Origin of the sequence: Staphylococcus sp. FSL W8-0304 (genome assembly GCF_038006565.1) — a bacterium.
GTDB classification, from domain to species: Bacteria; Bacillota; Bacilli; order Staphylococcales; family Staphylococcaceae; genus Staphylococcus; species Staphylococcus epidermidis.
The window spans coordinates 1-24,091 of the sequence record NZ_JBBOVL010000003.1; the positions used below are offsets into that span (position 1 = coordinate 1).

The window sequence follows — 24,091 nt, forward strand, 5'->3', positions numbered from 1 at the left end:
ATGCCCAATTTTGAAAAATACAATTTATCACAAGTAAAAACTGAAAGGTTTTATCAACTACCTAAATATTTATTCGAAGATGCATATTTTAAAAAAATGTCGGCGGAAGCCAAAATTATGTATGCGTTATTAAAAGATCGCTTTGAATTATCCATCCAAAATGAATGGGTAGATAAAAATAATAACATTTACTTTATTTTCAGTAATAAACATTTGTGTGAATACTTAGGTTATGCAGAACAAAAAATTATAAAATTAAAAAAAGAGTTAATAAGTTTTAATTTACTAACTCAAGAACGTGTTGGCCTTAATAAACCAAATAGATTATACCTATTAAAACCTAATTATGACATTAAAGCCACTCATAGCAAGGAACTTCCAAATTCACAGTTCCAGAACAATGAATTTGGAAGTTCTAGAACTGTGAATTTAAGTGGTCAAGAACTTCCAAATTCACAGTCTAATGATACTGAGAATAATGATACTGATTATATTAAGACTGAGAATAATGATACGAATGATTTGAATGATAATAAACTAACTTTTCCTAGTAATCATACAAATCATTCAAATCACAACAATTTAAACTTTAATAATGAAGCTTTAAAATTCCAATTACTCGAAGAACTACCGCAAAGTATTCAAAACTATCTAAGTAACTTTGAAGTAGCTGAAATTAAACTTATTAAATCTGTGTTATTAAAAGCCAAAACATCCTTCAACAATTCTATTGATGCATATTATTTATTAGAAGATATGGAATTTGAAATTGTTAATGTTCTTAAGCGCTTTAAAGCTACATTAATTCAAAAAAATGAAAGCGTTGAAGCAATGCAAGGGTACTTAATGAAATCTCTTAAATCTGAATTTGCAGAAGTACATACGCTTAATAAACGACGTGATCATTTACCCATCACTTCTTTATTTAATCAATAATACAACTTCATAAGCCAACAATGATTCAATTAGAGAATATCTTTAATTAGATGTTTTCTTAACTGTAGGCTAACTTTATTTTCAATGAAATGTACTTAATTAAGTAAGTGGGACTAAAACTTTTCGATTTTAGTCCCATTTTTATAAACAATTATGATTCATTGTTACTACTATCAGCAATTTTTTCTTTTTAGTGGAACTCAGGTATTTGTAAGCATGATAAATTACTTCTTTTTAAATTTATTTGGCTTATTCGTATTAATGTAGTTGGCATAAATCTTTAACAATTCTTCTGTTTCATCAGGACTTAAATGCTCACATTCAAAATACTTTTCAAGCATGGCGCCTTTTCGAATAAGTCTATGCGCTCTTTCTTTGCGATCTAAATTTTTTAATCTATGTTTTCTTAATTCAGCTTTTTCAATTGCAGCATTTGTTTTTTTGAGATTTTTAAAATCATTCATCGTATCACTTACTATTCTGGTTAATTTTGTTTTCTGTTAAATTTTCGTTGTTCTCATCGCTGCTATTTTGTTCAATATATTTATTAAATTCTTCAATGACTTTATCCATGATTTTATACAATTCATCACTAGAGTTGATCATATTTAAATCAAGTTTGTTTAAAAAATAATCACCAATTTTATTAGATAGTTGTTCTTCTTGTTTTTTCTTTTGCTTTTTCAATTGTTCAATTTGTTGTTCTAATTGACTTAATTTTGTAATATCTGTTTGTTTGATTTTAGACATAAAAAACTCCTTCAGTTTATCTATATAAAGTATATCATAATTCATTGGTCAAGTCGCTCATTCATGGTATAATATAACCAGTTCTTAAGACACTGCCCATTTACATGCAAATTAAAAATTGGCATAAAAGTGGGCAACCCTACGGGTTGATCGTTATAGTTCCCACAGGGGTTTAAATTCAAAAAAAGAGAGGAGGTAAAATCATGGATAAAGGTTACTTTATGTTGAGAGTGACTAACATTAATCGAGCAACTAAAAATATCGTTGCGTCAGCATCGTATCGTTCTGATGAAGCGTTATATAGTGAACGTACAGATGAAAAAATTAAGTTTAGAAATCATACTGTTAAGCCTGAAAGCATGATTTTAACTCCTCAAAATGCACCCGAATGGACTAAAGATAGACAGCGTTTATGGAATGAAGTCGATAAAGTCGAAAAGAATAATGCGAAAACGAAAAACCCTAGATTAGCAAAAGAAGTATTATTAAGTTTACCTAATGATTTTGATAGAGAAGTACAAACAGAATTAACAAAAGATTTTATAAAAAGTGAGTTTGTAGACAAAGGAATGGTTGCTGATATTTCAATTCATAGAGATGATATCAACAATCCACATGCTCATGTTTTACTGACTCAAAGACCTTTTAATGCAGACGGTACTTGGGGGAAAAAGACAAAAACGAAAACACGATATGATGAAAACGGTCATGCGATTTTAAATCAAAATGGTAATAAAGTTAGAAAACAAGAACGCTTTGCCGATTTTGATTTCAAAGAAGTTCGTAAGCATTGGGAATTAAAATTAAATCAATATTCAGAACGTGAACAAAGTTTAAGACGATATGATAGTCGTTCTTTTGAAGATCAAGGGTTAGAAAAAATTGCCGAAATTCCACTGACAAGAGAAGAATATCGACTAGAAAAAAATGAGCAAAAACGTTGTGAAAAAGAGGGTATTGAGTACCAACCCGTTACTTATTACGGACAAAAAAATGAACAGATTAGACGATATAATCGTGGTGAAGTATCACAAATATTTAGTGATAAAGAGAAAGAACAAGCACAGAATGAAATTAGATTATTTATTCAAAATGCTAACGAACAAGTAAGTAAAAATGAACAAAGTTATTCTATTTTATTTGATAGATATCAACGTGATGTTGGCTATTCAGAGGCGAAAGAAACAATTAAAAATACGTTTGATAGTGCGTCTACTTTTGGTCGTAAAATTCAAAATGACTTACTTAAAAATGAAATTAAGAGACGTCAATTGAAATTCTATGCTAAAAATTATGATGAAAATTATCAGTTTAGAAAAGAAATTGAAAGTAAAGGATATAGTCAACAAGCGTTTGTTAATACTGTTGAAACTAACTATAAAGCGTTACTCAGTGAGAAGAATAAGTTAGAAAGTAGAGAGGAAAAACGTAAAGAGATTTATCAATCAGCTAAAGATGTTTATCTAACTGAAAGTGAAAAAAATCATCTCATTGTTCAGCAAATGTACCCTAAATCTCATCATCATTTTAGCCATGATGAAAAAGCATTTATTGTTGATGAGGCACAAAAAGGTAATATTATAAAAGCCACTCATGTTCAATACCTATTCAAACAAAATAACAATATTCCTAATGATGTATTGTTGGAAGATACTTATAAAAAAGCGAGTAAAGATATTTTCTTTAGTCAAAGACATCTTAAAAATTTAGAAAAAGATAGTTTTGAATATAACGTTGAGTTGCAATTTATTAAGGAAAAAGAAAAAGAAATTGATAGTTATAAAGAACATATTGATGATGATTTAAGAATAGATATAGGCGATAAAAACTTTGAAAAAGTCAAAGACCAAACACCTAATGAGAAAGTTCAATTACTCATTAAACTTGAGAAATATAATAATGTTGATCAAGAAGAAGTTATCGAAAAACATATTAATCAAGTAGATAGAAATGATCATGACAATCGTATTGAACATGAAAATGAACAAACTAATCACATTAATTTACCAACGATAAATGCTAGTGACTTTCTTATGTACTATGCGAACGAAACTGAAAAGCAAAACAATATTAATTATCAGAAAAAGAAGAAGACACAAAAGAGAAATAATCAAATGAGAAGATAATAGAAGGCTAGATTTAAACAAAGTTTATTTTTTAGTAATAAGAAACCAAACCCAATAGGGTATCTTGTCTTTAATTTAATGATAACATTTGAAATTCATGATGATATATGAAATTTTAATTTAGTAATTGATTGCAGATGAATATCGAGATGGCGTGAGCTATTAAGCCGACCATTCGACAAGTTTTGAGTTTGTTAAAGGTTTCGAGGCTCAACGTCAATAAAGCAATTGGAATAAAGTAACTAGGGTAAAATTTTTAAAAAAGGAGAGAAATATTTTGAAGAAAAAAGGTGAGTTAGATATAACTTTTATTATGTCTACCGTTTTGAACATTTTATTTTTAGCTGGGTTAACTTTCTTAGTTCAATCAGAAAATTTATATATTTTAATTCCATACACTATTTTGATTTTTATAAATGCGGTTTATCTAGTTGTTAAGGCTATGAATATTACTAAAAATAGAGCATGACATTTAGGTTAATTTGAAACGATTTTCTTTTTGTCTTGAAACATACAGGGATAACGTTCTTTTTTTAAAATAGGGATAGATATTGATGTATCTACGTTTGTCCCTGCTGTTTACGTTTTAAGAGCCATAAATTTATTTTTATATAAACCTCAGTATCTAAAAATTGTAAATAAGGGTATTTTAAATTTAAAAAAGAGCTGAGATAAATTTTGTAAGAAGGAGTGTTTATATTATGTCGATTAAACAAATATCGGATTATCTTTTAAATAAAAAGTGGGGTTGGGATGACTTAATTTGGTTAATTTTTGCGATTGTTATAGCAAGTATGTTTACAACTCCATTATTAGGTGTGCCAATTGGGATTGTAGTTTATTTTTTATTGTTTAATATTAGCGATGAAACTAAAGAAGAAGCAAAAAAGTATGATTTGAAAAAGAAAAAATAGAACATGCATTTATAATGATAAAAATTATTGTTGTTGAGATGTCTCCCTAAACTAAACTTGCAAACTAATGTCAGCATAGCAAGAGTTATGAGGCAGTTATTCAATAAGTTTAAGGATTGTTAAGGGTTCTGAGGATCAACGTCAATAAAGTATTTGGAATAAAGTGAAAATTTTGAAATAATATAAATGTTGAGAGGTGATTTATTATTCAAAATAACAGAATTGATATTAATAATCTCAGTACATTTCATCGTATTTCGTTTGTTATGAATATTTTCTTTTTAATTTTTATGGCTCCAATTTATAATCTGGATAATGTCTATTTATCAGTTGCTTGGACTATTTTGGGTTTAGCAAATGGTGTTTATTTAATAGTTAAACAAAGATATGGAAATACTAATAAGCGTATTTGACGTACTGATAAAAAAGAACCTAAACACAGGTTCTTTTTTTATTTTGAGTATTTTTCACATAAAATGACTTATCGGAAGTAGATATGCTAAATAATTCACAGATGGTATAATGATGGCGTCGCCTTAACTTCCGGCGGTATTTTCGGCGGAAGGAGGTGAAATCATGAGTTTAATATTTGTTAGCATAATTGCACCCATAATATCAGGGTGTATAGTTGCGATTTTTACGTTTTGGCTAAACAATCGCAATAAATAATAAGGCGACAAAGCCTCACCATCAAAAGAACCCCCAATCTACAGCCATAGATTGGGGGTTCGGTGATTCATGAGTCTAATATTTGTTAAATGTATTATAACACCACAGTGCGTAGGAATGCAAAGTTATGTTTTAAATAAATACTTTTAAATGTAGAAAGGGGAAATACATGTTGGATAAAGTTAAGATAAAAGAAGAGTTTAAAATGTTGAAAAATGAAATTTATACAAAAAAAAGTTTTAGAGGAAGCAAAAAAAGGCAATTAATAACATTTAAATACTTATTACCTTTTAGAATGCCCATAAAAGAAATTGAAAATATTGACTTTATAGCTGAAGAAAATACATTTATGAAATTCATTCATAGAGAACACAATATTTTCGAAAAAGATAACATTAAAAGAGAGAGACAAACATATATTGAAATCACTTCAGTTATTAATAAAAATCAATTTAAAAGAGTAAAATCTGGATCTACTTCTAGAGAGTCTAAAAAAACTAGAGTTTTAACTGAAGTTTTTAATAACCAATTTAATACCCTTAATAATTTCATTAAAATTATCAGTGTGAAGTATCAGTACCACAATGTTTTTCAACTGTCTCTTGGTGATATATTAAGTATTCCATATTATGTCATATACAGTATGGAAGGTGAGATAAAAGATATGAGTCTTTTTCTTATAAATAAACCGGGTAAAATAGAAGAAGATCAATATTCAGAATTGAAAAAAAGTGAATTATTAAATATTAAACAAAACTATCAAATTTTCACTAATCACCCTAGTAATACATATGTAATAGCTATGAGAAAAGGTGAAAGAGCAATTTATAAGGCTGATTACAATGTAGCAATTATACAAATTCAGACTGCATTAGAAGTTTTTATTACTAAGTTTTTAGAGAGATATTATAAATTAGACCAACAGCTAAGTGATGGAAAAATTAGCAATAAGCTTGCAGGTGGCTACAGAAATATTATTAAGGATCAATTATTAAAAATAGTAAGAAAATTAAATTTAAATAATTCTTATGAGATTGAAAATTGCATAAATCAATATATTGATAACTATTATCCTATGAGAAATAAAATTGTTCATGAAGGTCTATCTTATAGTAAAGACGAGGCGTTAAAATTCCAAGCTATAGTAAATGATTTAATTAGACTATTAGTATTTAATATGAAAAATGCAATGATGAGCGATTTTTCTAAAGAATTTAATATGTATAATATTCATAATGAAAATATTAATATGGAAAGTATAAAAGAAAAATACAAATAAATATAAAACTAGGATAAAGAGATTACATATATTGTTAGTTTCGAGTACACTCTAAATTAACAAGATGTATAATCAATCTCAAATTGTAATTTTATACTTTTATTATATAATCTTTGTACTTAGAGATATATTGTAAAAAAACCAATAAAATGTTATATTAACATTACTATTTTATCGATGAAGGAGGATTAAAATGACAGCTTCTATGAGACTCAAATAAACCTTTTTGAATACAAAACTAAATTAATTCAAAAAGGCTTGTCCGCAATACACACACTCATAGGATGACTTATGTCATTTTTTATCCTTCGATAGGAATAATAAACGCTTTCAAATACTAAAACATCGTAATAATTCTTTAAGTGTTTGAAAGTGTAATGTGAATGAGACGGGAGTAGCCTGTCTCATTTTTTGCGTACACGTCCTTTAAATATACAAGGAGTGTATAAATATGGAACAATATACAATTAAATTTAACCAAATCAATCATAAATTGACAGATTTACGATCACTTAACATCGATCATCTTTATGCTTACCAATTTGAAAAAATAGCACTTATTGGGGGTAATGGTACTGGCAAAACCACATTACTAAATATGATTGCTCAAAAAACAAAACCAGAATCTGGAACAGTTGAAACGAATGGCGAAATTCAATATTTTGAACAGCTTAACATGGATGTGGAAAATGATTTTAACACGTTAGACGGTAGTTTAATGAGTGAACTCCATATACCTATGCATACAACCGACAGTATGAGTGGTGGTGAAAAAGCAAAATATAAATTAGCTAATGTCATATCAAATTATAGTCCGATATTACTTTTAGATGAACCTACAAATCACTTGGATAAAATTGGTAAAGATTATCTGAATAATATTTTAAAATATTACTATGGTACTTTAATTATAGTAAGTCACGATAGAGCACTTATAGACCAAATTGCTGACACAATTTGGGATATACAAGAAGATGGCACAATAAGAGTGTTTAAAGGTAATTACACACAGTATCAAAATCAATATGAACAAGAACAGTTAGAACAACAACGTAAATATGAACAGTATATAAGTGAAAAACAAAGATTGTCCCAAGCCAGTAAAGCTAAACGAAATCAAGCGCAACAAATGGCACAAGCATCATCAAAACAAAAAAATAAAAGTATAGCACCAGATCGTTTAAGTGCATCAAAACAAAAAGGCACGGTTGAGAAGGCTGCTCAAAAACAAGCTAAGCATATTGAAAAAAGAATGGAACATTTGGAAGAAGTTGAAAAACCACAAAGTTATCATGAATTCAATTTTCCACAAAATAAAATTTATGATATCCATAATAATTATCCAATCATTGCACAAAATCTAACATTGGTTAAAGGAAGTCAAAAACTGCTAACACAAGTACGATTCCAAATACCATATGGCAAAAATATAGCGCTCGTAGGTGCAAATGGTGTAGGTAAGACAACTTTACTTGAAGCTATTTACCACCAAATAGAGGGAATTGATTGTTCTCCTAAAGTGCAAATGGCATACTATCGTCAACTTGCTTATGAAGACATGCGTGACGTTTCATTATTGCAATATTTAATGGATGAAACGGATTCATCAGAATCATTCAGTAGAGCTATTTTAAATAACTTGGGTTTAAATGAAGCACTTGAGCGTTCTTGTAATGTTTTGAGTGGTGGGGAAAGAACGAAATTATCGTTAGCAGTATTATTTTCAACGAAAGCGAATATGTTAATTTTGGATGAACCAACTAATTTTTTAGATATTAAAACATTAGAAGCATTAGAAATGTTTATGAATAAATATCCTGGAATCATTTTGTTTACATCACATGATACAAGGTTTGTTAAACATGTATCAGATAAAAAATGGGAATTAACAGGACAATCTATTCATGATATAACTTAAAAACTATACACTAATTTATATTGAATATTTCTTTAAAGTATTATAATAAAGTAAATAACAATAGTACCATAACCGATCATTTTTGAGAAAAAGAATATAGAAGAAAAGAGAGGGAGTTTTTACCCTCTCTTTTCTTGTTTTATTATTAAAATCTCATAATAGATGATTAATATGCGTTTTAGAACGCTGTGAGAAACGCTCATTTGCATTGACAACCTATTTATCAAGATAATCCCTTATCGTGTTTAATTCTATAAACAGTCTGCCTTGTTATATTTACTTCTTTTGCAATTTTACTAATTGCTTGGCCTTCTTCTAACATTTCGACAACTCGATGATAGATAACACGCTTTTGAGGATCTTTCGCGTTTGGCGAATAAAGTAAAGGTCGTCCTTTATAAACGCCTTTTTCTTTTGCAACTTGAATTCCTTGTGCTTGTCGACGTTTACTTTCGTTTCTCTCTTGTTCTGAAACCATTGCTAAAATTTGAACAATTAAATCTTTCATAAATTTATCCAGTAATGGATTACTAATAACTTCATTCATCATAGGTAAACTTGTAATCATTAACTGAACGTCTTTTTCTTTTAAGTAATTCACAGTTTCAATAATTTCATCATAATTACGTCCTAAACGATCAATAGATTCCACAACGAATCGATCTCCCGTTCTTACAAAGTTAAGTGCTTCTTGAAATACTGGTCTATTTTCAATAGATTTCCCAGACTGTTTTTCTGTAAATATTTTTTCAGCCCCAAACGTCTTTAAATTTTCAAGTTGTCTTTCTAAATTTTGATCGATCGATGATACTCACGCATAGCCAACAATCATTGATTTTCACCTCATAATTAATATACACCCTAACCATACATTTTAGTTGCTATAAATTCAACAATTATACATGTATGATTAGGGTGTATCCTGTCTAATTTTTATCTTTCTTAAAATTTAGTAATATTATTTATCTTTATTTTCTTGGTTATTTAACTTATTGAGATAACGATAGATTGTTGTACGTGAAACTTTCCATTGCTCTGCAATAGTTTTAATTGGTGTTCCATTATCATAAAGTGTTTTGAGTAATTTTAAATCTTGTTTATTTAATTTTTCGGGTCGACCTCCATAGCGTCCTCTAGCACGAGCTGCAATTCGTCCTGCTGAAGAACGTTCTAAAATTAAATTACGTTCAAACTCTGCAAATGCTGCGAATAAATGAAATAACAATTGTCCTGTAGAACTTGATTTATCCATTGTTATATTTTCTTCTAAACTATGAAAACTCACGCCTCGATTATTAAGTTCATTAACTAATGTGATTAAATCTTCCATGTTACGTCCTAGTCTATCTAGTCTCCAAACAACAATCGTATCTCCTGACCTCGCAAATTCAATGGCTTTATCTAAACCAGGTCGCTTACTTTTTGAACCACTCATATGATCATTAAATATCTTTTCACAACCATATTGATTTAACCGATCTTCCTGTAAATCCAAGTTCTGTAATCCAGTTGAAACTCTTGCATAACCTATTTTCAAGATACAAACCTCCTATATACATTTTCATTGTATCATAACTTAATTCTAACCATATTTATGAACATAGATTTTCTGTTGGGTTATTGAACACTAAAATATGTATAATAGATATATATCTAGATATAAAAAGAGAGTGTCCAGAAAATGGTTATTTTCTGTACACGCTTTAATCTAATCAACTTTCGTATACTTTCAATGTACTCTTAAGTTCTTTGACTAGCATATTCCTTAATTGAATTGGGGATTTTATTTTTACATCTTTTCCAAATGTTAAAAACAGAGATTTCAAATATTCTAATTCTTGAGATTTAATCAATAAATCAATATATCCATAGTTTTGATGTGGTTCTGTTGCAAAGTAAAAAAATATAGCTAACCACTAATTTATCATGTCAGTGTTCGCTTAACTTGCTAGCATGATGCTAATTTCGTGGCATGGCGAAAATCCGTAGATCTGAAGAGACCTGCGGTTCTTTTTATATAGAGCGTAAATACATTCAATACCTTTTAAAGTATTCTTTGCTGTATTGATACTTTGATACCTTGTCTTTCTTACTTTAATATGACGGTGATCTTGCTCAATGAGGTTATTCAGATATTTCGATGTACAATGACAGTCAGGTTTAAGTTTAAAAGCTTTAATTACTTTAGCCATTGCTACCTTCGTTGAAGGTGCCTGATCTGTAATTACCTTTTGAGGTTTACCAAATTGTTTAATGAGACGTTTGATAAACGCATATGCTGAATGATTATCTCGTTGCTTACGCAACCAAATATCTAATGTATGTCCCTCTGCATCAATGGCACGATATAAATAGCTCCATTTTCCTTTTATTTTGATGTACGTCTCATCAATACGCCATTTGTAATAAGCTTTTTTATGCTTTTTCTTCCAAATTTGATACAAAATTGGGGCATATTCTTGAACCCAACGGTAGACCGTTGAATGATGAACGTTTACACCACGTTCCCTTAATATTTCAGATATATCACGATAACTCAATGCATATCTTAGATAGTAGCCAACGGCTACAGTGATAACATCCTTGTTAAATTGTTTATATCTGAAATAGTTCATACAGAAGACTCCTTTTTGTTAAAATTATACTATAAATTCAACTTTGCAACAGAACCTAACAATTGCATTAAAACAAGAACAATCTTTGAATTTAAATAGCCAAAATATATTAAGTAATACCAAAAAAATAGAAACTGATAATATAGATTCAAAAGAAGATATCATTACTCCAAAAGCATCAAAAAAAAATGAACAAAAACAATCTATCTTTTCTAAACTATTCAAAAAAAAATAATGAGTCCGGGACATAAAGTTCTTGGATAAGTGAAAAAAAGACAATTTCTATTGAAATAATATAGAAATTGTCTTTTTTATAAATTTTTTGATTATTTTCAGCTCGTTGAGCTACTACTTTTCTTATATTAAGTGCCATTAATACAAAACCAAGTTCTCTTTTGACTTTATTGAGTCCTCGGACAGACATCCGAGTGAAACCCAAAATAGCCTTCATAAATCCAAAAACAGGTTCCACATCAATTTTTCTTTGACTGTAGATATTTTTTGTTTCTGGTTCTGAAAGCTTTTTGTTAATTTGGGATTTAAAATATTCCCAGTTATAATTCTTCATTATTTTTTTGTTTGTTTTTGAATTGAAGTTCATACATTGATTTTTCAGAGGACATTCTGAACAATCATCACATTCATATAATTTGAAGTCTCGCTTATAACCATACTTATCATGACGATAGGCATATCTTTTAAAACCTAGCCGTTTATTATTCGGACAAATGAATTCGTCATTAATTTCGTCATAGTTCCAATTTTGAGTATTAAAGATGTCACTTTTATATTTTTTAGTTTTATCTTTTATAAACATTCCATATGTTATGAGTGGCGTTCGATTAAAGTCATCTATAATTGCCTTATAATTTGATTCACTACCATAACCTGCATCAGCTACAATATATTCAGGTAAATGACCGTAGGTCTCTTGAATTGAATTTAAAAATGGAATCATCGTTCTAGTATCCGTTGGATTTTGATACACATTATAAGATAAAACAAATTGGGAATTTGTCGCTATTTGTAAATTATACCCTGGCTTAAGTTGTCCATTTTTCATGTGATCTTCTTTCATTCTCATAAATGTCGCATCATGATCTGTCTTAGAATAACTATTTCTATCCTTTAAAATAGATTTTTGAAATTCGTATCGATACTTTCGCTCAAAATAATCATTGATTTGCTTTTTGTATTTTTTGATTTTAGTTCTTTTGAGACGTATTTGTTTTCTTGTTTTAGTACATTTTTCATTGTTGATATGTTGGTTTAAATCTTCGATTTCTTTATCTAAGTGACTACCAATCAAATCTATTTCTTCTTTTGTTAATTCATTATCATGATCTTTTTTAATTTCCGGTATGATTTTATTGGTTACCAATTCATGGTAGAGGGCTTTAGAATCCTCATTCATCTTTGATTCATGGTTTTGAATACTCTTTTTCCATACAAATGTATATCGATTGGCATTTGCTTCAATTTTTGTACCATCAATAAAAATAGCTTTATCATCTATAAGATTTTGTTTTACACACTGACTGTAAAATTGAATAAATAAAGATTCTAATAAAGCATCTACTTTTGGATTTACTCTAAATCGATTAATTGTTTTATAAGAAGGTTTTTGATTTTGTGATAGCCACATCATTCGGATGCTATCATTAAGCATTTTTTCTATTTTACGACCTGAGAATACAGATTGTGTGTAGGCATATAGAATCACTTTTAACATCATTTTAGGATGGTACGAAGTTGCACCACGGTGATGTCTGAATTCGTCGAATTCATTGTCATGAATTGTTTCAACAATATCATTTACATGTCGTGAAATATCATTTGTGGGGATAAGAACTGAAGTTTCCATTGGTAGAGTAAGTTGAGTCATGTTATAATTTTTATACATAAGGCACCTCGTTAATTTAGTTTAGTGATGTTTATTAAATTATACGAAAGTGCTTTATTTTTTTAAAGTATTACAATGTAAAATTACATATAAATACAAAGTATTTTGGCGAGACTCTTGAGGGAACAGGACAAGCTGAAGACTACAGGCTGAAGCTGTCCCCTAAGAAAGCGAGCCAACAATACGGAGTATTGTAAATAAAGAAGCCAGTAAATGAATTTGTTAAAACTCATTTACTGGCTATTTCTCTAGGGTTTATGTCCCAGACTCAATTGATTTAATTTATTATTTTATTGCGTGGAAACCACTATCTACATGGATATTCTCACCAGTTACGCCACTTGAGAAATCACTCAATAAGTAAGCAGCTGTTTTACCTACTTCTTCTTGATCCACATTTCGTCTTAATGGTGCACGTTCTTCAATTTCTTTAAGGATTGTGTTGCAACCACCAACACCTTTAGCACTTAACGTACGAATTGGACCAGCAGAAATAGCATTTACTCGAATGTTGTCCGGGCCTAAATCATAAGCTAAATATTTAACATTAGCTTCTAAACTTGCTTTAGCTACACCCATCACATTATAGTTTTGAACGGCAAATTCACCACCAAGGTATGTTGTTGCAACAATACTACCACCGTTTGGCATTATTTTCTTCGCTTCGTGCGCAACAATTGTTAATGAATATGAACTGATATCTTGCGCAAGTAAGAAACCTTCACGTGATGTTTCAGAGAAACGTCCACGTAAGTCTTCAATATTTGCAAATGCGATAGAGTGATATACGCCATCAATATTGCCTACTTCTTCGCCAATTTTAGCAAAACCATTTACTACATCTTCATCTTTTTGAACATCGATTTGATATAATTTTGGCTCTTCTTGGTTTAATTGTTCTAATAATTTTTCTAATTCTTTGCGGCTACGGTCTTTACGATAAGTGAAAACAAGTTTAGCCCCTAATTGATCTAATACCTTTGCAACGCCAAATCCGATACTACGTTTATTAGCAATACCCATAATTACGAAGGTTTTATTTTCAAGATTAATCATTCGAAATAACTCCTTAATCATCGTTTTTTATATCTTAATCTCACTGTACAAACAATGTAGACTAATCTAACGTTATTATTTTACCATTTTTGCTTCATAATTATAAAGCAATATTATTACCTGGTCATATAGGAAATAGGCTGGGACAAAATAAAATGTCTCAGCCTATTTTATCATTTTGTCAGAAGCTGACTGATTTGAAAATGCGCTTGAATCAAGCTTTTTTCAAACCTAGTCATCCTTGCCGGGGTAATACAACGAAATAAATTTTGAGAAAATATTATTTCTGTCCCACTCCCATTATTTTCTCTAAAAAGAAATTATCACTTGTTAATTATAATATAGTTAATATTTAGCAAGTGAAGTGTGGTTTATCATATGCAAAAATCCCACTACTGTCCAAAGCAAAGTAGGGTTTTTATTTAATATACAAAATACAAAGCATTTCTATATTGACAAAGGATAAAAATCATACTAACTTATGAATATATGAGCATATATTCATAAGTTAGTATGATTTTCTTCGAGTAACAAAACATTAATTGAAATTTTATATTTTTTAACTCTATAGTTATAAAAACAAAAATTCAAATTATAGAAAATATTTTTCATCATTAAAAAGAGGAGGGATTAAATGGAAAACGATCACAATCATAATCATACACATGGCGCGAACAAAAAGACTTTATTAATTAGTTTTATTATTATTACAAGTTACATGATTGTAGAAGGGTTAGGTGGTTTCTTTACTAACAGTCTTGCGTTAATTTCAGATGCTGGTCATATGTTAAGTGATTCTATTTCTTTAGGTATTGCTTTAATTGCATTTACTTTAGGAGCGAAGCAAGCTAATACAAATAAAACTTTTGGCTACAAAAGGTTTGAAATACTAGCAGCTGTACTTAATGGTATTACTTTGATGTTAATAGCTATCTATATTTTTTATGAAGCTATTGAGAGATTTAAAAACCCCCCTGAGGTAGCTTCTACAGGCATGTTAATTATCGCCTTGGTAGGCTTGTTTATTAATATTATTGTGGCTTGGATAATGCTGCGTGGGAGCGATGTAGAAGAAAACTTAAATATGCGTGGAGCATATTTGCATGTAATAAGCGACATGCTTGGATCTATAGGTGCAGTTATAGCAGCCCTTCTCATTATATTTTTTAGATGGGGGTGGGCGGATCCTTTAGCAAGTGTGATTGTAGCAATTTTAGTACTACGTAGCGGCTTTTATGTAACAAAATCAAGTCTTCATGTATTAATGGAGGGAGCACCAAGCAATATAAATACAAAAGACATTATTAAAACTATTAAAAAATTCAAAGAAGTTAAAAATATTCATGACTTTCATGTTTGGTCAGTAACTAGCGGATTAAACGCGTTATCTTGTCATATTGTTGTAGAAGATACAATGACCATTACTGAAAATGAGTTTTTACTTAAACGTATAGAACATGAACTCAATCATCAAAATATTCAACATGTCACAATACAGACTGAAACTTCTAACAATAATCATAGTGAAAAATTGTTTTGTATCGTGAAAGAAGAAGACAGTCAACATCATCATTAAATAAACAGCCATTATTAAAAAATAATGGCTGTTTATTTAATTATTCCAATATATTTAATATATCTTTTTTGTTATTTTCAAATCCCACGTAATATTTAAACAACTTTTTTTTACCCCAAAAATTTTTTTTATAAAAAACAAATAAGGGAACAATTCGGTTGCCTGATATTTTTTTCATTTCTTCTTCTAAGTCCAAATTTTGACTTACATCTTTATGACTATAACTAATCTCTTGAGAGTTTAAATACCTTTTTGATTCTTGGCAATCAGAGCATGTAGGTCTTGTGTAAAGCTCAAGTTGTATATTTTTATCCAAATATATCTCTCCTAATATAAGTTTTAGCATACATTTTATACAAGTGTACCTCTTAAAACAAACTATAAATATTAATTTTTTATATGAAACTTTTGTATTGACTTATACCTACCAGGGGTATAATATAGGTTTCAATAAGACATACCCCATCAGGGTATACGAGGAGGGGTGAAATTGAACACTACTACTGTTAAAAACAATGACGCATTGCTCAATAGACTCAAAAGATTAGAAGGACAAATGCGCGGTTTACAATCAATGATAGCAGAAGATAGATATTGTATAGACGTACTAGTACAAATAACAGCAATACAATCAGCCCTAAAACAAGTGGGTTTTATAGTAACTGAAGACCATATATCTAATTGTGTAAGTGAAGGTATTAAAAATGGCAACGGAGAAGAAAGTATCAAAGAATTGATGGTTGTATTAAAACAATTTTCAAAATAGGAGGAAAGAAATAATTGAGTGAAAATATTAAAAAAACCTCATTAGGTATCACAGGCATGACATGTGCAGCTTGCTCGAATAAAGTAGAAAAAAATCTAAATAAATTAGATGAAGTTAACGCTAATGTAAATCCTTCTACAGAGAAAGCTACAATTGAATATAACCCCAATGTTACATCATTAGAAGATATTGCAAATACAATTCAAAAAACAGGTTATGGAGTTTTAACCGAAAAAGTGGATCTCGATGTAATGGGAATGACGTGTGCAGCTTGTTCGAATAAAATCGAAAAAGTTTTAAATCGAATCTCAGGTGTAAATAAGGCTACAGTTAATTTAACCACAGAAAGTGCTACTGTAGAATACAACCCTGATATGACGTCTGTAGATGAATTTCAACAACGTATTAAAAACCTAGGGTATGAGGCACAACCTAAAAAAGAAGCATCAGAAAAAAGTTCCCAAAAAGAAAAACAATTAAAACGACAGTTAATTAAATTAGTTGTTTCAGCTGTTTTAGCAGCTCCATTGTTAATGACAATGTTCGTTCATTTATTTGGTATTCAAATACCACATATATTTATGAACCCGTGGTTCCAATTTGTATTAGCAACGCCTGTTCAATTTGTTATTGGTTGGCAATTTTATGTAGGCGCTTATAAAAACCTTCGTAATGGGTCAGCAAATATGGATGTTCTTGTCGCTTTAGGTACAAGCGCAGCCTTCTTTTATAGTATTTATGAATCGATTAAGTGGTTAATTAATACAAATTATGAGCCACACCTATATTTTGAAACAAGTGCTGTATTAATTACTTTAATTCTTTTCGGAAAGTATTTAGAAGCACGTGCTAAAACACAAACAACAAATGCGTTAAGTAAATTGTTGAATTTACAAGCTAAAGAAGCACGTATATTACGCAACGGTGAAGAGACTATGGTTCCTTTAAGTGAAGTAAAAGAAGGAGACTATTTAGTTATCAAACCAGGAGAAAAAATACCAGTAGATGGCAAAATAATTAAAGGTATGACTTCAATTGACGAGTCAATGTTGACAGGTGAATCTATTCCTGTTGAAAAAATGCAAAATGATAATGTTATAGGATCAACAATGAATAAAAATGGAGCAATTACTGTTGAAGCAACAAAAGTTGGTAAAGATACAGCTCTTGCCTCCATTGTTAAAGTTGTCGAAGAAGCGCAAGGTTCTAAAGCGCCAATACAAAGACTAGCAGATATTATTTCTGGATATTTTGTACCTATCGTTGTAGGTATCGCGATTTTCACATTTATTATATGGATTTCATTAGTTCAGCCGGGACAATTTGAACCAGCCTTAGTTGCTGCAATAGCAGTATTAGTTATTGCTTGTCCTTGTGCGTTAGGCTTAGCTACGCCTACTTCTATAATGGTGGGTACCGGAAAAGCTGCTGAAAATGGCATTCTATTTAAAGGTGGAGAACACATTGAAGGTACACATGCTATTAATACAGTTGTTTTAGATAAAACTGGCACTATAACAAATGGCACACCTGAAGTCACTGATTTTAGTGGAGATGATCAAACATTACAATTATTAGCTAGTGCAGAAAAAGGTTCTGAACACCCACTAGCTGAAGCTATCGTAAGTTATGCTAAAGAAAAATCATTAGAATTTTTAGAAGTAGATCATTTTGAAGCTATACCAGGGCGCGGTATAAATGCAACAATTGATGGTAAAGAACTTTTTGTTGGAAATCGAAAACTAATGAGTGAAAAAGGAATCCGAACTAATGAAGCTGAAACAAATCTCGCTCAATTTGAAAAAGAAGGAAAAACTGCAATGCTTATAAGCGTAGATAACGAATTGAGAGGGGTTGTCGCTGTAGCCGATACAGTTAAAGATACTGCCCAACAAGCTATTCAAAAACTTCATGAATTAGGTATTGAAGTTGCTATGTTAACTGGTGATAACAAACGTACCGCACAAGCAATAGCAAAACAAGTTGGTATAGACACGATTATTGCAGAGGTTTTACCAGAAGAAAAAGCTTCTAAAGTAGCAGAAATTCAATCTGAAGGTAAAAAAGTAGCTATGGTTGGAGATGGTGTCAATGATGCTCCAGCACTAGTTAAAGCAGATATTGGTATTGCCATTGGTACAGGTACAGAAGTTGCAATCGAAGCTGCTGATATAACTATTTTAGGAGGAGACCTTTTATTAATTCCAAAAGCAATAAAAGCAAGTAAATCTACAATTCGTAATATTCGCCAAAATCTATTTTGGGCGTTTGGTTACAATGTTGCAGGTATCCCTATAGCAGCAATTGGTCTGCTAGCACCTTGGGTTGCGGGAGCAGCAATGGCTTTAAGTTCTGTAAGTGTTGTCACAAACGCTTTACGTCTAAAACGTATGAAATTATAAGAATCTTATATTTCTTGAAAGGAGGTGACAACATTGACTAACGAAGTTATTAATGTAGAAGGTATGAGCTGTGACCATTGCAAGCATTCAATTGAAAAAGCATTAAATGGATTAGATGGTGTAACATCTTCAGAAGTAAGCTTGGCGAATGGGAATGTGGAAGTTGAATTTGATGAAAATCAAGTAGCTTTCAACGACTTTAAAGAAGCTATTGAAGATCAAGGTTACGATGTAATTAAATAATTTAAATAGTTGGGCATATCGTTTAATGATATGCCCTTATTAAAAATTAAGGAGGATAAAAATATGAATCATAATCATGAATATCATTCAAACAAACCCGAAATTAAAGCAAATGTTGTATATAGAGATGGTAATATAGAAATTACGTTAGAAGATGAATTTAATAATGCCCCATTATTAGATACTATGCATGAAAAAGAAATGCATTTCGTTTTAGTATCTAATGACATGGAGAAATATTACCACCTACACCCTCAAAAAAAGCATGAAGGTTTATTTATAATTAACCAACAATTAGAGCCAGGAACTTACCAGGCTTTTGTTGATGTTACACCAAAAAACCATGTGTATTCCGTTCATCCTATTGAACTGCAAATTGGAGATAAAATAACCTATACAACATCTTTAAATTCTGATAAAAATTGGGTAAAAGTTAACAAAGGAGTTCATGTAACTTTAAATTCTATAAGTGCTAAAGAAGATGAACATGTCCCTTTAACTTTCAATACAGAATTAACTCCCCAACCTTATTTAGGAGCTTTAGGACATGTGATTATATTTGATGAGCAATTAACTGATTATATTCATGTTCACCCAGAATCACCTGATTCTACAACCTTTTATGCTCATTTTCCTAAAAAAGGGATGTATAAAATTTGGGCAGAATTTAAATTTAATGATGAAGTGCATAGATTTACTTATAATATTAAAGTTGCATAAATCTATTAGCAAAAGCTTAAAAATCAGTAAATTGTAAAGAGTTATTTAGATAATACAAAAAGCTTTATAAAAAATCGAAAATTTAAGATAGAAAGTTGATGAAGAAAGTATCAAAAAATTGTAGTGGCTGTTTATATTGCAACATTCACTGAATTTTTATAGTTAATAACCTATTATTTAAGGAGTAATTTATTGATTAAGTTTGAATATTTTGAGGAGAAAGATTTTGATTTATTAATAAACTGGATAAACTCTCCTGAACTTTTAGTCAAATGGGCAGGTACAGATTTTAATTATCCCCTAGATGAAGAACAATTAAAGGAATATATTAAAGACACAAATAAAGAAAATTCTAGTAAAATAATTTATAAAGTTATCATTGAAGAAAATAATTCAAAAAAAATTATAGGTCATATTGCTTTAAATAATATAGATTTTAAAAATTGTTCCGCCACGTTAGGTAAAGTTTTAGTAGGTGATCCGCAAATGCGTGGCCAAGGATTAGGCCCTAAAATAATAAAGAAATTATTGAAAAAGGCTTTTGAAGATTTGGGACTACACAGAATTGAATTAGGTGTTTTTGCCTTTAATAAATCAGCTATTAAAAGTTACAAAAAGATTGGATTTATAAAAGAAGGAGAAAAAAGAGACTTTAGAAAATTAAATGGAGAATATTATAATTTATGGCAAATGAGTATGTTAGAAAGCGAATGGTCTTGAATAATTTTAAACAAAAATAGCCCTCTTATTAAAATAAGAGGACTATTTTTGTTTATTTAGAGCGTACTTATAAAATGCAGCACTTCATTTAATTTATATTTATGTATCTCAACATGTATTTAAATAATTTATTTTTTTATGATACATTAAGTTTGGATTTAAAATATATCTAAATAATTAAAAAGGAGATAATTGTATGGATGTTTTAACAGTAGAACATTTAACAAAAAAGATAGGTAATAAGACTATTCTCAAAGATATTTCTTTAAATTTAAAACGAGGACAGATTGTCGGTCTTGTTGGAGCAAATGGGGCAGGAAAAACATCTTTGATGAAAGTTATATTAGGCTACTCGATTTATCAAGAAGGTAACTTTGAAGTTATTGAAAATAAGCATAAAAAAAGTAACGTTGGTGCATTGATCGAAAATCCAGGAGTATATCCCTTTATGTCAGGCTATGACAATCTTAAACTACTAAATGAAACTAAAAATACTCAAGATATTGATACAATTGTCTCTCAACTTAAAATGGATGAGTATATACATAATAAAGCCAAAACATATTCCTTGGGTATGAAACAAAAATTAGGTATTGCAATAGCTTTCTTAAATCAACCCCAATTAATTATTTTAGATGAACCTATGAATGGGTTAGATCCTAGGGCTGTAAGAGATGTTAGAGAACTCATTGTAAAAAAAGCGGAAGAGGGCGTTACCTTTTTAATTTCTAGCCATATATTAAGTGAGTTAGTAAAAATCACCAATTCTATCCTTATCATTAACAAAGGTAAAATTGTTACTGAAACTACCGAAGAAGAATTAAACCAATATAAAGATAACGATTTAGAAAATGTATTATTAAGTATCATTGATAAGGAGGATCAATCGTAAAATGGGCACTTTAATTAAGCAAGAATGTTTTAAATTGTTTAAAAAGAAATCGACGTTTATTATACCAATTATCATTATGTTATTAATGGTTGTTCAAGCTATAATATCTAAAAACTATGATGATGTTTTTTCTCCACAATCATCTATTGAATCAGCATTTAGTGGTTTTTCATGGTTTATCTTTTTATTAATTATTCAAGCCAGCACCATTATTTCAATGGAGTTTTATCATGGTACAATTAAAAATCTTCTCTATCGAAAATATACGAGAACAAGCATTATTATTAGTAAAATTATTACATTAATACTTTTTTCACTACTGTATTTTATTGTTAGTATTGTTGTAGGAATTATTCTATGGGCTATTTTCTTCAACGATATCAATCTCCTTGAAAGTAAGGGTGATGCGTTATCGTTATTAAGTAAAATGTTATTAACTGGACTAGGTACATATGTTGGAACATGGTTAGTCTTAAGTATCACCTTATTAATTTCATGTGCAATGAAAAGTCCCGGTGTCTCTATTGCTGTCGGTATTGTATTGTATTTTGCCACTTCAATTTTGTCAGGGATATTAACAATTGTTGTAGATAAATGGGAATGGTTAAAATGGAACCCTATTAGTATGATGAATATTATGGTTCAAATTGTTGATAAAAACATGAAAAAATTCACAAAATTAGAACTGCATGAATTATTTATTGGTAATATTGTTTATATTATTATTTTCTTAATCATCGTAGTATTTGTCTTTAAAAAGAAAAATGTCTAATCTAACTCAACACACTTTATAATTTTGCATTCCTCTACTAACCAGTGTTATAATCTACTTAACTCCCGTAAGGGCGCACTTATACGTTTGTTCCAAACGCTAGTGTAGATCCGTCATCGACCTGCGTCGATTTTTAATTTTAAATTCAAAGAAACGGCTTGAGATATTCCGAGCAGTTATAAAAATTAATTTGTGTCGAATATCGCTACTACATTCTTGAAAAAGTGATGTAGATTTTTAGCCCATAACTTTTTTTATTTACATCGACGATACGGCGTCGAAGGAAAAATAAACAGACCGTACGAAAGAAAAAGCCAATCCACTTTGTCTGGGTTGGCTTTTATTTTTATATCCAAAGACGCACTTACACACCTAAAAAAGTGTCGTACTAAAACCAAAACTCATATGTGATAAGCTAATATCCTTATTTTGCATTTTAAGGGGTATTTTATATGTTTTTTTACATAAGCTCTTAAAACACAAATGAGAGCCAAATAAAGGTTCTGTATGGACTATGATTGCCTCATTCACTCTGTTTACATAACCAATGATTATCAGAAGTTCCATCACTATAAAAGGTGTATCAAAGATTTATAACCCCCTTGATACACCTTTTACATTCATTTTTAATTACCGAAGAATCGACTCCAAAATCCCTTTTTAGGTGGTTCTACCTCCCTATTATCATCAGGATCACTCTTCGTTTCTTCAACGAACTTATCCTCTTTTGTTAATTCACCTTCATTTGTACTGTCGTTCTTTTTCTCTTCGGCTATATCCTTGTAATTTACTTCTGTTGGTTGACGCTTTGTTTGTTGTTGGTTGATATTTTGCGATTCTTCAGTAAAAGTTGCTTCTTGCGAATTAATATTTTGTCTATTATTCGTCGCTGTATCAAAAGAATAATTAAGCTGTCTTTCTTCTTCTAATTGGTTTTCTAGTTTTTGAATTTTTTTATTGCTTTCTAAAGCTAATATTTGTTGATTCTCCAACAATTTATTTAATGTATTAACATTGCTATTTTGTTGATCTAATTGCTTAGTTAAATTCTCAATATATTTTTCATCATTTTTAGCTCTAGTTTCAAAGATTTCTATTTGCTTTTCTAATTCATTTACTTTTGTTTTTAATGTCTCAGAACTATTTGAATTATTATATATATTCTTTTCTGCTTTTGCAGTATTTTCACCAAACAATTCTTTTTTTACTGATTCTTTATTTTGGATTGTACTCTCTTTCTTAGTAATTTTTTCTATAATTTTCAAATAATCCTTATCATCAATATAATTAATCCCATTTTCTTTTTCAAAAGCTATATTTAAACTTTTAGCATTATTAACAATAGTTTGTTTAGTTACACCTAATTCATCAGCAACCATTTTAATAGTTCTCATAACATTCACCCTTAGGTACCTAATTTAGTACCTAAATTTTACCACCTAATGAAGTTTATTTCATCATTTACCGCCTAAATTTACTACCTATTTACTACCTATGCACCTAATTAGCTCCCTATAATATGTTTTCGAAGCTTAATTAGGTACTAAAACAATGAACTACACATTTTGCCATGGCAATGTGCTTTTAACTACATTTAAAACTCTTTATATACTTTCTTAAAAGTGTTAATATTGCTTTATAAATATTAAAAGAGTCAATGCTATTGGCGTAGCATTGACTCTCGGTAATAAAACGATTCGCACTCGTTTGCTTATATATTTTTTGATACTTGTATTATATCTATCTAATCATCTAAGTGCAAGCACAAAACATATAACTTACGTAAAAATTGTTTTATTACCTCAATCCTAAAAATGGAAATGAGGTTTTTATT

The 24,091-nt window shown here is 29.7% G+C and carries 25 protein-coding genes and 2 pseudogenes; 17 read left to right on the plus strand and 10 right to left on the minus strand.

What is annotated here, in order from left to right:
• Window positions 1–936 carry a replication initiator protein A gene (locus tag NST35_RS12140; RefSeq protein ID WP_002489267.1) on the plus strand — a complete coding sequence of 312 codons (936 nt, stop codon included), beginning with the start codon at window positions 1–3 and terminating at the stop codon, window positions 934–936.
• Window positions 937–1,160: 224 nt separating this feature from the next.
• Here NST35_RS12140 and NST35_RS12145 read toward each other — a convergent pair whose 3' ends face one another.
• Entirely contained in the window at window positions 1,161–1,400 is a 240-nt protein-coding gene (locus NST35_RS12145; RefSeq protein WP_002489265.1) for a DUF3847 domain-containing protein, read from the minus strand.
• Window positions 1,401–1,404: 4 nt separating this feature from the next.
• On the minus strand, window positions 1,405–1,686 hold the full coding sequence (locus NST35_RS12150; RefSeq protein ID WP_002489259.1) for a hypothetical protein: 282 nt from the start codon (window positions 1,684–1,686) through the stop codon (window positions 1,405–1,407).
• 203 nt (window positions 1,687–1,889) lie between these two features.
• Between NST35_RS12150 and NST35_RS12155 the strand changes: the two genes are divergently transcribed.
• The 7 genes from NST35_RS12155 to msr(A) all read left to right on the plus strand — a co-directional run bounded on the left by NST35_RS12155 (window position 1,890) and on the right by msr(A) (window position 8,592).
• Window positions 1,890–3,812 carry a MobA/MobL family protein gene (locus tag NST35_RS12155; protein ID WP_002489263.1) on the plus strand — a complete coding sequence of 641 codons (1,923 nt, stop codon included), beginning with the start codon at window positions 1,890–1,892 and terminating at the stop codon, window positions 3,810–3,812.
• Between the two features lie 277 nt (window positions 3,813–4,089).
• Window positions 4,090–4,281, plus strand: a complete 192-nt coding sequence (locus NST35_RS12160) for a hypothetical protein (RefSeq protein WP_002489262.1) — start codon at window positions 4,090–4,092, stop codon at window positions 4,279–4,281.
• A 232-nt stretch (window positions 4,282–4,513) separates the two neighbouring features.
• Complete coding sequence (locus NST35_RS12165) at window positions 4,514–4,726, plus strand: VraH family peptide resistance protein (protein WP_002489260.1); 213 nt, start codon at window positions 4,514–4,516, stop codon at window positions 4,724–4,726.
• Window positions 4,727–5,016: 290 nt separating this feature from the next.
• The gene (locus NST35_RS12170) at window positions 5,017–5,139 is read left to right on the plus strand and encodes a hypothetical protein (RefSeq protein ID WP_012088237.1); all 123 of its coding nucleotides are present in this window, start codon (window positions 5,017–5,019) and stop codon (window positions 5,137–5,139) included.
• A gap of 163 nt (window positions 5,140–5,302) precedes the next feature.
• Window positions 5,303–5,395: a type I toxin-antitoxin system Fst family toxin gene (locus tag NST35_RS12175; protein WP_016931270.1), complete on the plus strand. Its 93-nt coding sequence runs from the start codon at window positions 5,303–5,305 to the stop codon at window positions 5,393–5,395.
• A 169-nt stretch (window positions 5,396–5,564) separates the two neighbouring features.
• Complete coding sequence (locus NST35_RS12180) at window positions 5,565–6,674, plus strand: HEPN domain-containing protein (protein WP_001830204.1); 1,110 nt, start codon at window positions 5,565–5,567, stop codon at window positions 6,672–6,674.
• A 451-nt stretch (window positions 6,675–7,125) separates the two neighbouring features.
• The gene (gene msr(A), locus NST35_RS12185; RefSeq protein ID WP_002447408.1) at window positions 7,126–8,592 is read left to right on the plus strand and encodes an ABC-F type ribosomal protection protein Msr(A); all 1,467 of its coding nucleotides are present in this window, start codon (window positions 7,126–7,128) and stop codon (window positions 8,590–8,592) included.
• A gap of 223 nt (window positions 8,593–8,815) precedes the next feature.
• Here the strand turns inward: msr(A) and NST35_RS12190 are convergent, their stop codons facing one another.
• The 4 genes from NST35_RS12190 to NST35_RS12200 all read right to left on the minus strand — a co-directional run bounded on the left by NST35_RS12190 (window position 8,816) and on the right by NST35_RS12200 (window position 11,207).
• On the minus strand, window positions 8,816–9,394 hold the full coding sequence (locus NST35_RS12190; protein WP_031908289.1) for a recombinase family protein: 579 nt from the start codon (window positions 9,392–9,394) through the stop codon (window positions 8,816–8,818).
• 156 nt (window positions 9,395–9,550) lie between these two features.
• On the minus strand, window positions 9,551–10,129 hold the full coding sequence (locus NST35_RS12195) for a recombinase family protein (RefSeq protein ID WP_000690624.1): 579 nt from the start codon (window positions 10,127–10,129) through the stop codon (window positions 9,551–9,553).
• A gap of 175 nt (window positions 10,130–10,304) precedes the next feature.
• Window positions 10,305–10,499 carry a WYL domain-containing protein gene (locus NST35_RS12565; RefSeq protein WP_350310358.1) on the minus strand — a complete coding sequence of 65 codons (195 nt, stop codon included), beginning with the start codon at window positions 10,497–10,499 and terminating at the stop codon, window positions 10,305–10,307.
• A 33-nt stretch (window positions 10,500–10,532) separates the two neighbouring features.
• Window positions 10,533–11,207 carry an IS6-like element IS257 family transposase gene (locus tag NST35_RS12200; RefSeq protein WP_001105987.1) on the minus strand — a complete coding sequence of 225 codons (675 nt, stop codon included), beginning with the start codon at window positions 11,205–11,207 and terminating at the stop codon, window positions 10,533–10,535.
• Between the two features lie 52 nt (window positions 11,208–11,259).
• On the opposite strand from NST35_RS12200, the pseudogene NST35_RS12205 reads away from it, so the two are divergent.
• Window positions 11,260–11,442 (plus strand): annotated as a pseudogene (locus NST35_RS12205) (hypothetical protein); the annotation flags it as partial.
• 2 nt (window positions 11,443–11,444) lie between these two features.
• Here the strand turns inward: NST35_RS12205 and NST35_RS12210 are convergent.
• A pseudogene (locus NST35_RS12210) lies at window positions 11,445–13,110 on the minus strand (IS1182 family transposase); the annotation flags it as partial.
• Between the two features lie 285 nt (window positions 13,111–13,395).
• Entirely contained in the window at window positions 13,396–14,166 is a 771-nt protein-coding gene (gene fabI, locus NST35_RS12215) for an enoyl-ACP reductase FabI (RefSeq protein WP_000609031.1), read from the minus strand.
• A gap of 634 nt (window positions 14,167–14,800) precedes the next feature.
• Between fabI and NST35_RS12220 the strand changes: the two genes are divergently transcribed.
• Complete coding sequence (locus tag NST35_RS12220; RefSeq protein ID WP_001831389.1) at window positions 14,801–15,742, plus strand: cation diffusion facilitator family transporter; 942 nt, start codon at window positions 14,801–14,803, stop codon at window positions 15,740–15,742.
• Window positions 15,743–15,782: 40 nt separating this feature from the next.
• Here the strand turns inward: NST35_RS12220 and NST35_RS12225 are convergent, their stop codons facing one another.
• Window positions 15,783–16,058, minus strand: coding sequence for a glutaredoxin family protein (locus NST35_RS12225; RefSeq protein ID WP_002489264.1), 276 nt, complete (start codon window positions 16,056–16,058; stop codon window positions 15,783–15,785).
• A gap of 174 nt (window positions 16,059–16,232) precedes the next feature.
• Between NST35_RS12225 and NST35_RS12230 the strand changes: the two genes are divergently transcribed.
• The 7 genes from NST35_RS12230 (at window position 16,233) to NST35_RS12260 (ending at window position 22,257) form a co-directional block, all read left to right on the plus strand.
• Complete coding sequence (locus NST35_RS12230; RefSeq protein WP_001831396.1) at window positions 16,233–16,508, plus strand: metal-sensing transcriptional repressor; 276 nt, start codon at window positions 16,233–16,235, stop codon at window positions 16,506–16,508.
• A gap of 14 nt (window positions 16,509–16,522) precedes the next feature.
• Window positions 16,523–18,910 (plus strand): heavy metal translocating P-type ATPase, encoded by a 2,388-nt coding sequence (locus tag NST35_RS12235; protein WP_002452570.1) that lies wholly within the window; start codon window positions 16,523–16,525, stop codon window positions 18,908–18,910.
• A 33-nt stretch (window positions 18,911–18,943) separates the two neighbouring features.
• Complete coding sequence (copZ, locus tag NST35_RS12240; RefSeq protein WP_001831373.1) at window positions 18,944–19,153, plus strand: copper chaperone CopZ; 210 nt, start codon at window positions 18,944–18,946, stop codon at window positions 19,151–19,153.
• 63 nt (window positions 19,154–19,216) lie between these two features.
• Window positions 19,217–19,873 carry a hypothetical protein gene (locus NST35_RS12245; protein ID WP_002489266.1) on the plus strand — a complete coding sequence of 219 codons (657 nt, stop codon included), beginning with the start codon at window positions 19,217–19,219 and terminating at the stop codon, window positions 19,871–19,873.
• Window positions 19,874–20,065: 192 nt separating this feature from the next.
• Window positions 20,066–20,593, plus strand: coding sequence for a GNAT family N-acetyltransferase (locus NST35_RS12250; RefSeq protein WP_002440835.1), 528 nt, complete (start codon window positions 20,066–20,068; stop codon window positions 20,591–20,593).
• Window positions 20,594–20,789: 196 nt separating this feature from the next.
• On the plus strand, window positions 20,790–21,485 hold the full coding sequence (locus tag NST35_RS12255; RefSeq protein ID WP_002447409.1) for an ABC transporter ATP-binding protein: 696 nt from the start codon (window positions 20,790–20,792) through the stop codon (window positions 21,483–21,485).
• Window position 21,486: 1 nt separating this feature from the next.
• Complete coding sequence (locus NST35_RS12260) at window positions 21,487–22,257, plus strand: ABC transporter permease (RefSeq protein WP_002455772.1); 771 nt, start codon at window positions 21,487–21,489, stop codon at window positions 22,255–22,257.
• Between the two features lie 626 nt (window positions 22,258–22,883).
• On the opposite strand, the gene NST35_RS12265 is transcribed toward NST35_RS12260, so the two are convergent.
• A complete protein-coding gene (locus NST35_RS12265) occupies window positions 22,884–23,651 on the minus strand; it encodes a DUF536 domain-containing protein (protein WP_002489261.1) in 768 nt (255 codons plus the stop codon).
• Window positions 23,652–24,091: the final 440 nt, after the last annotated feature.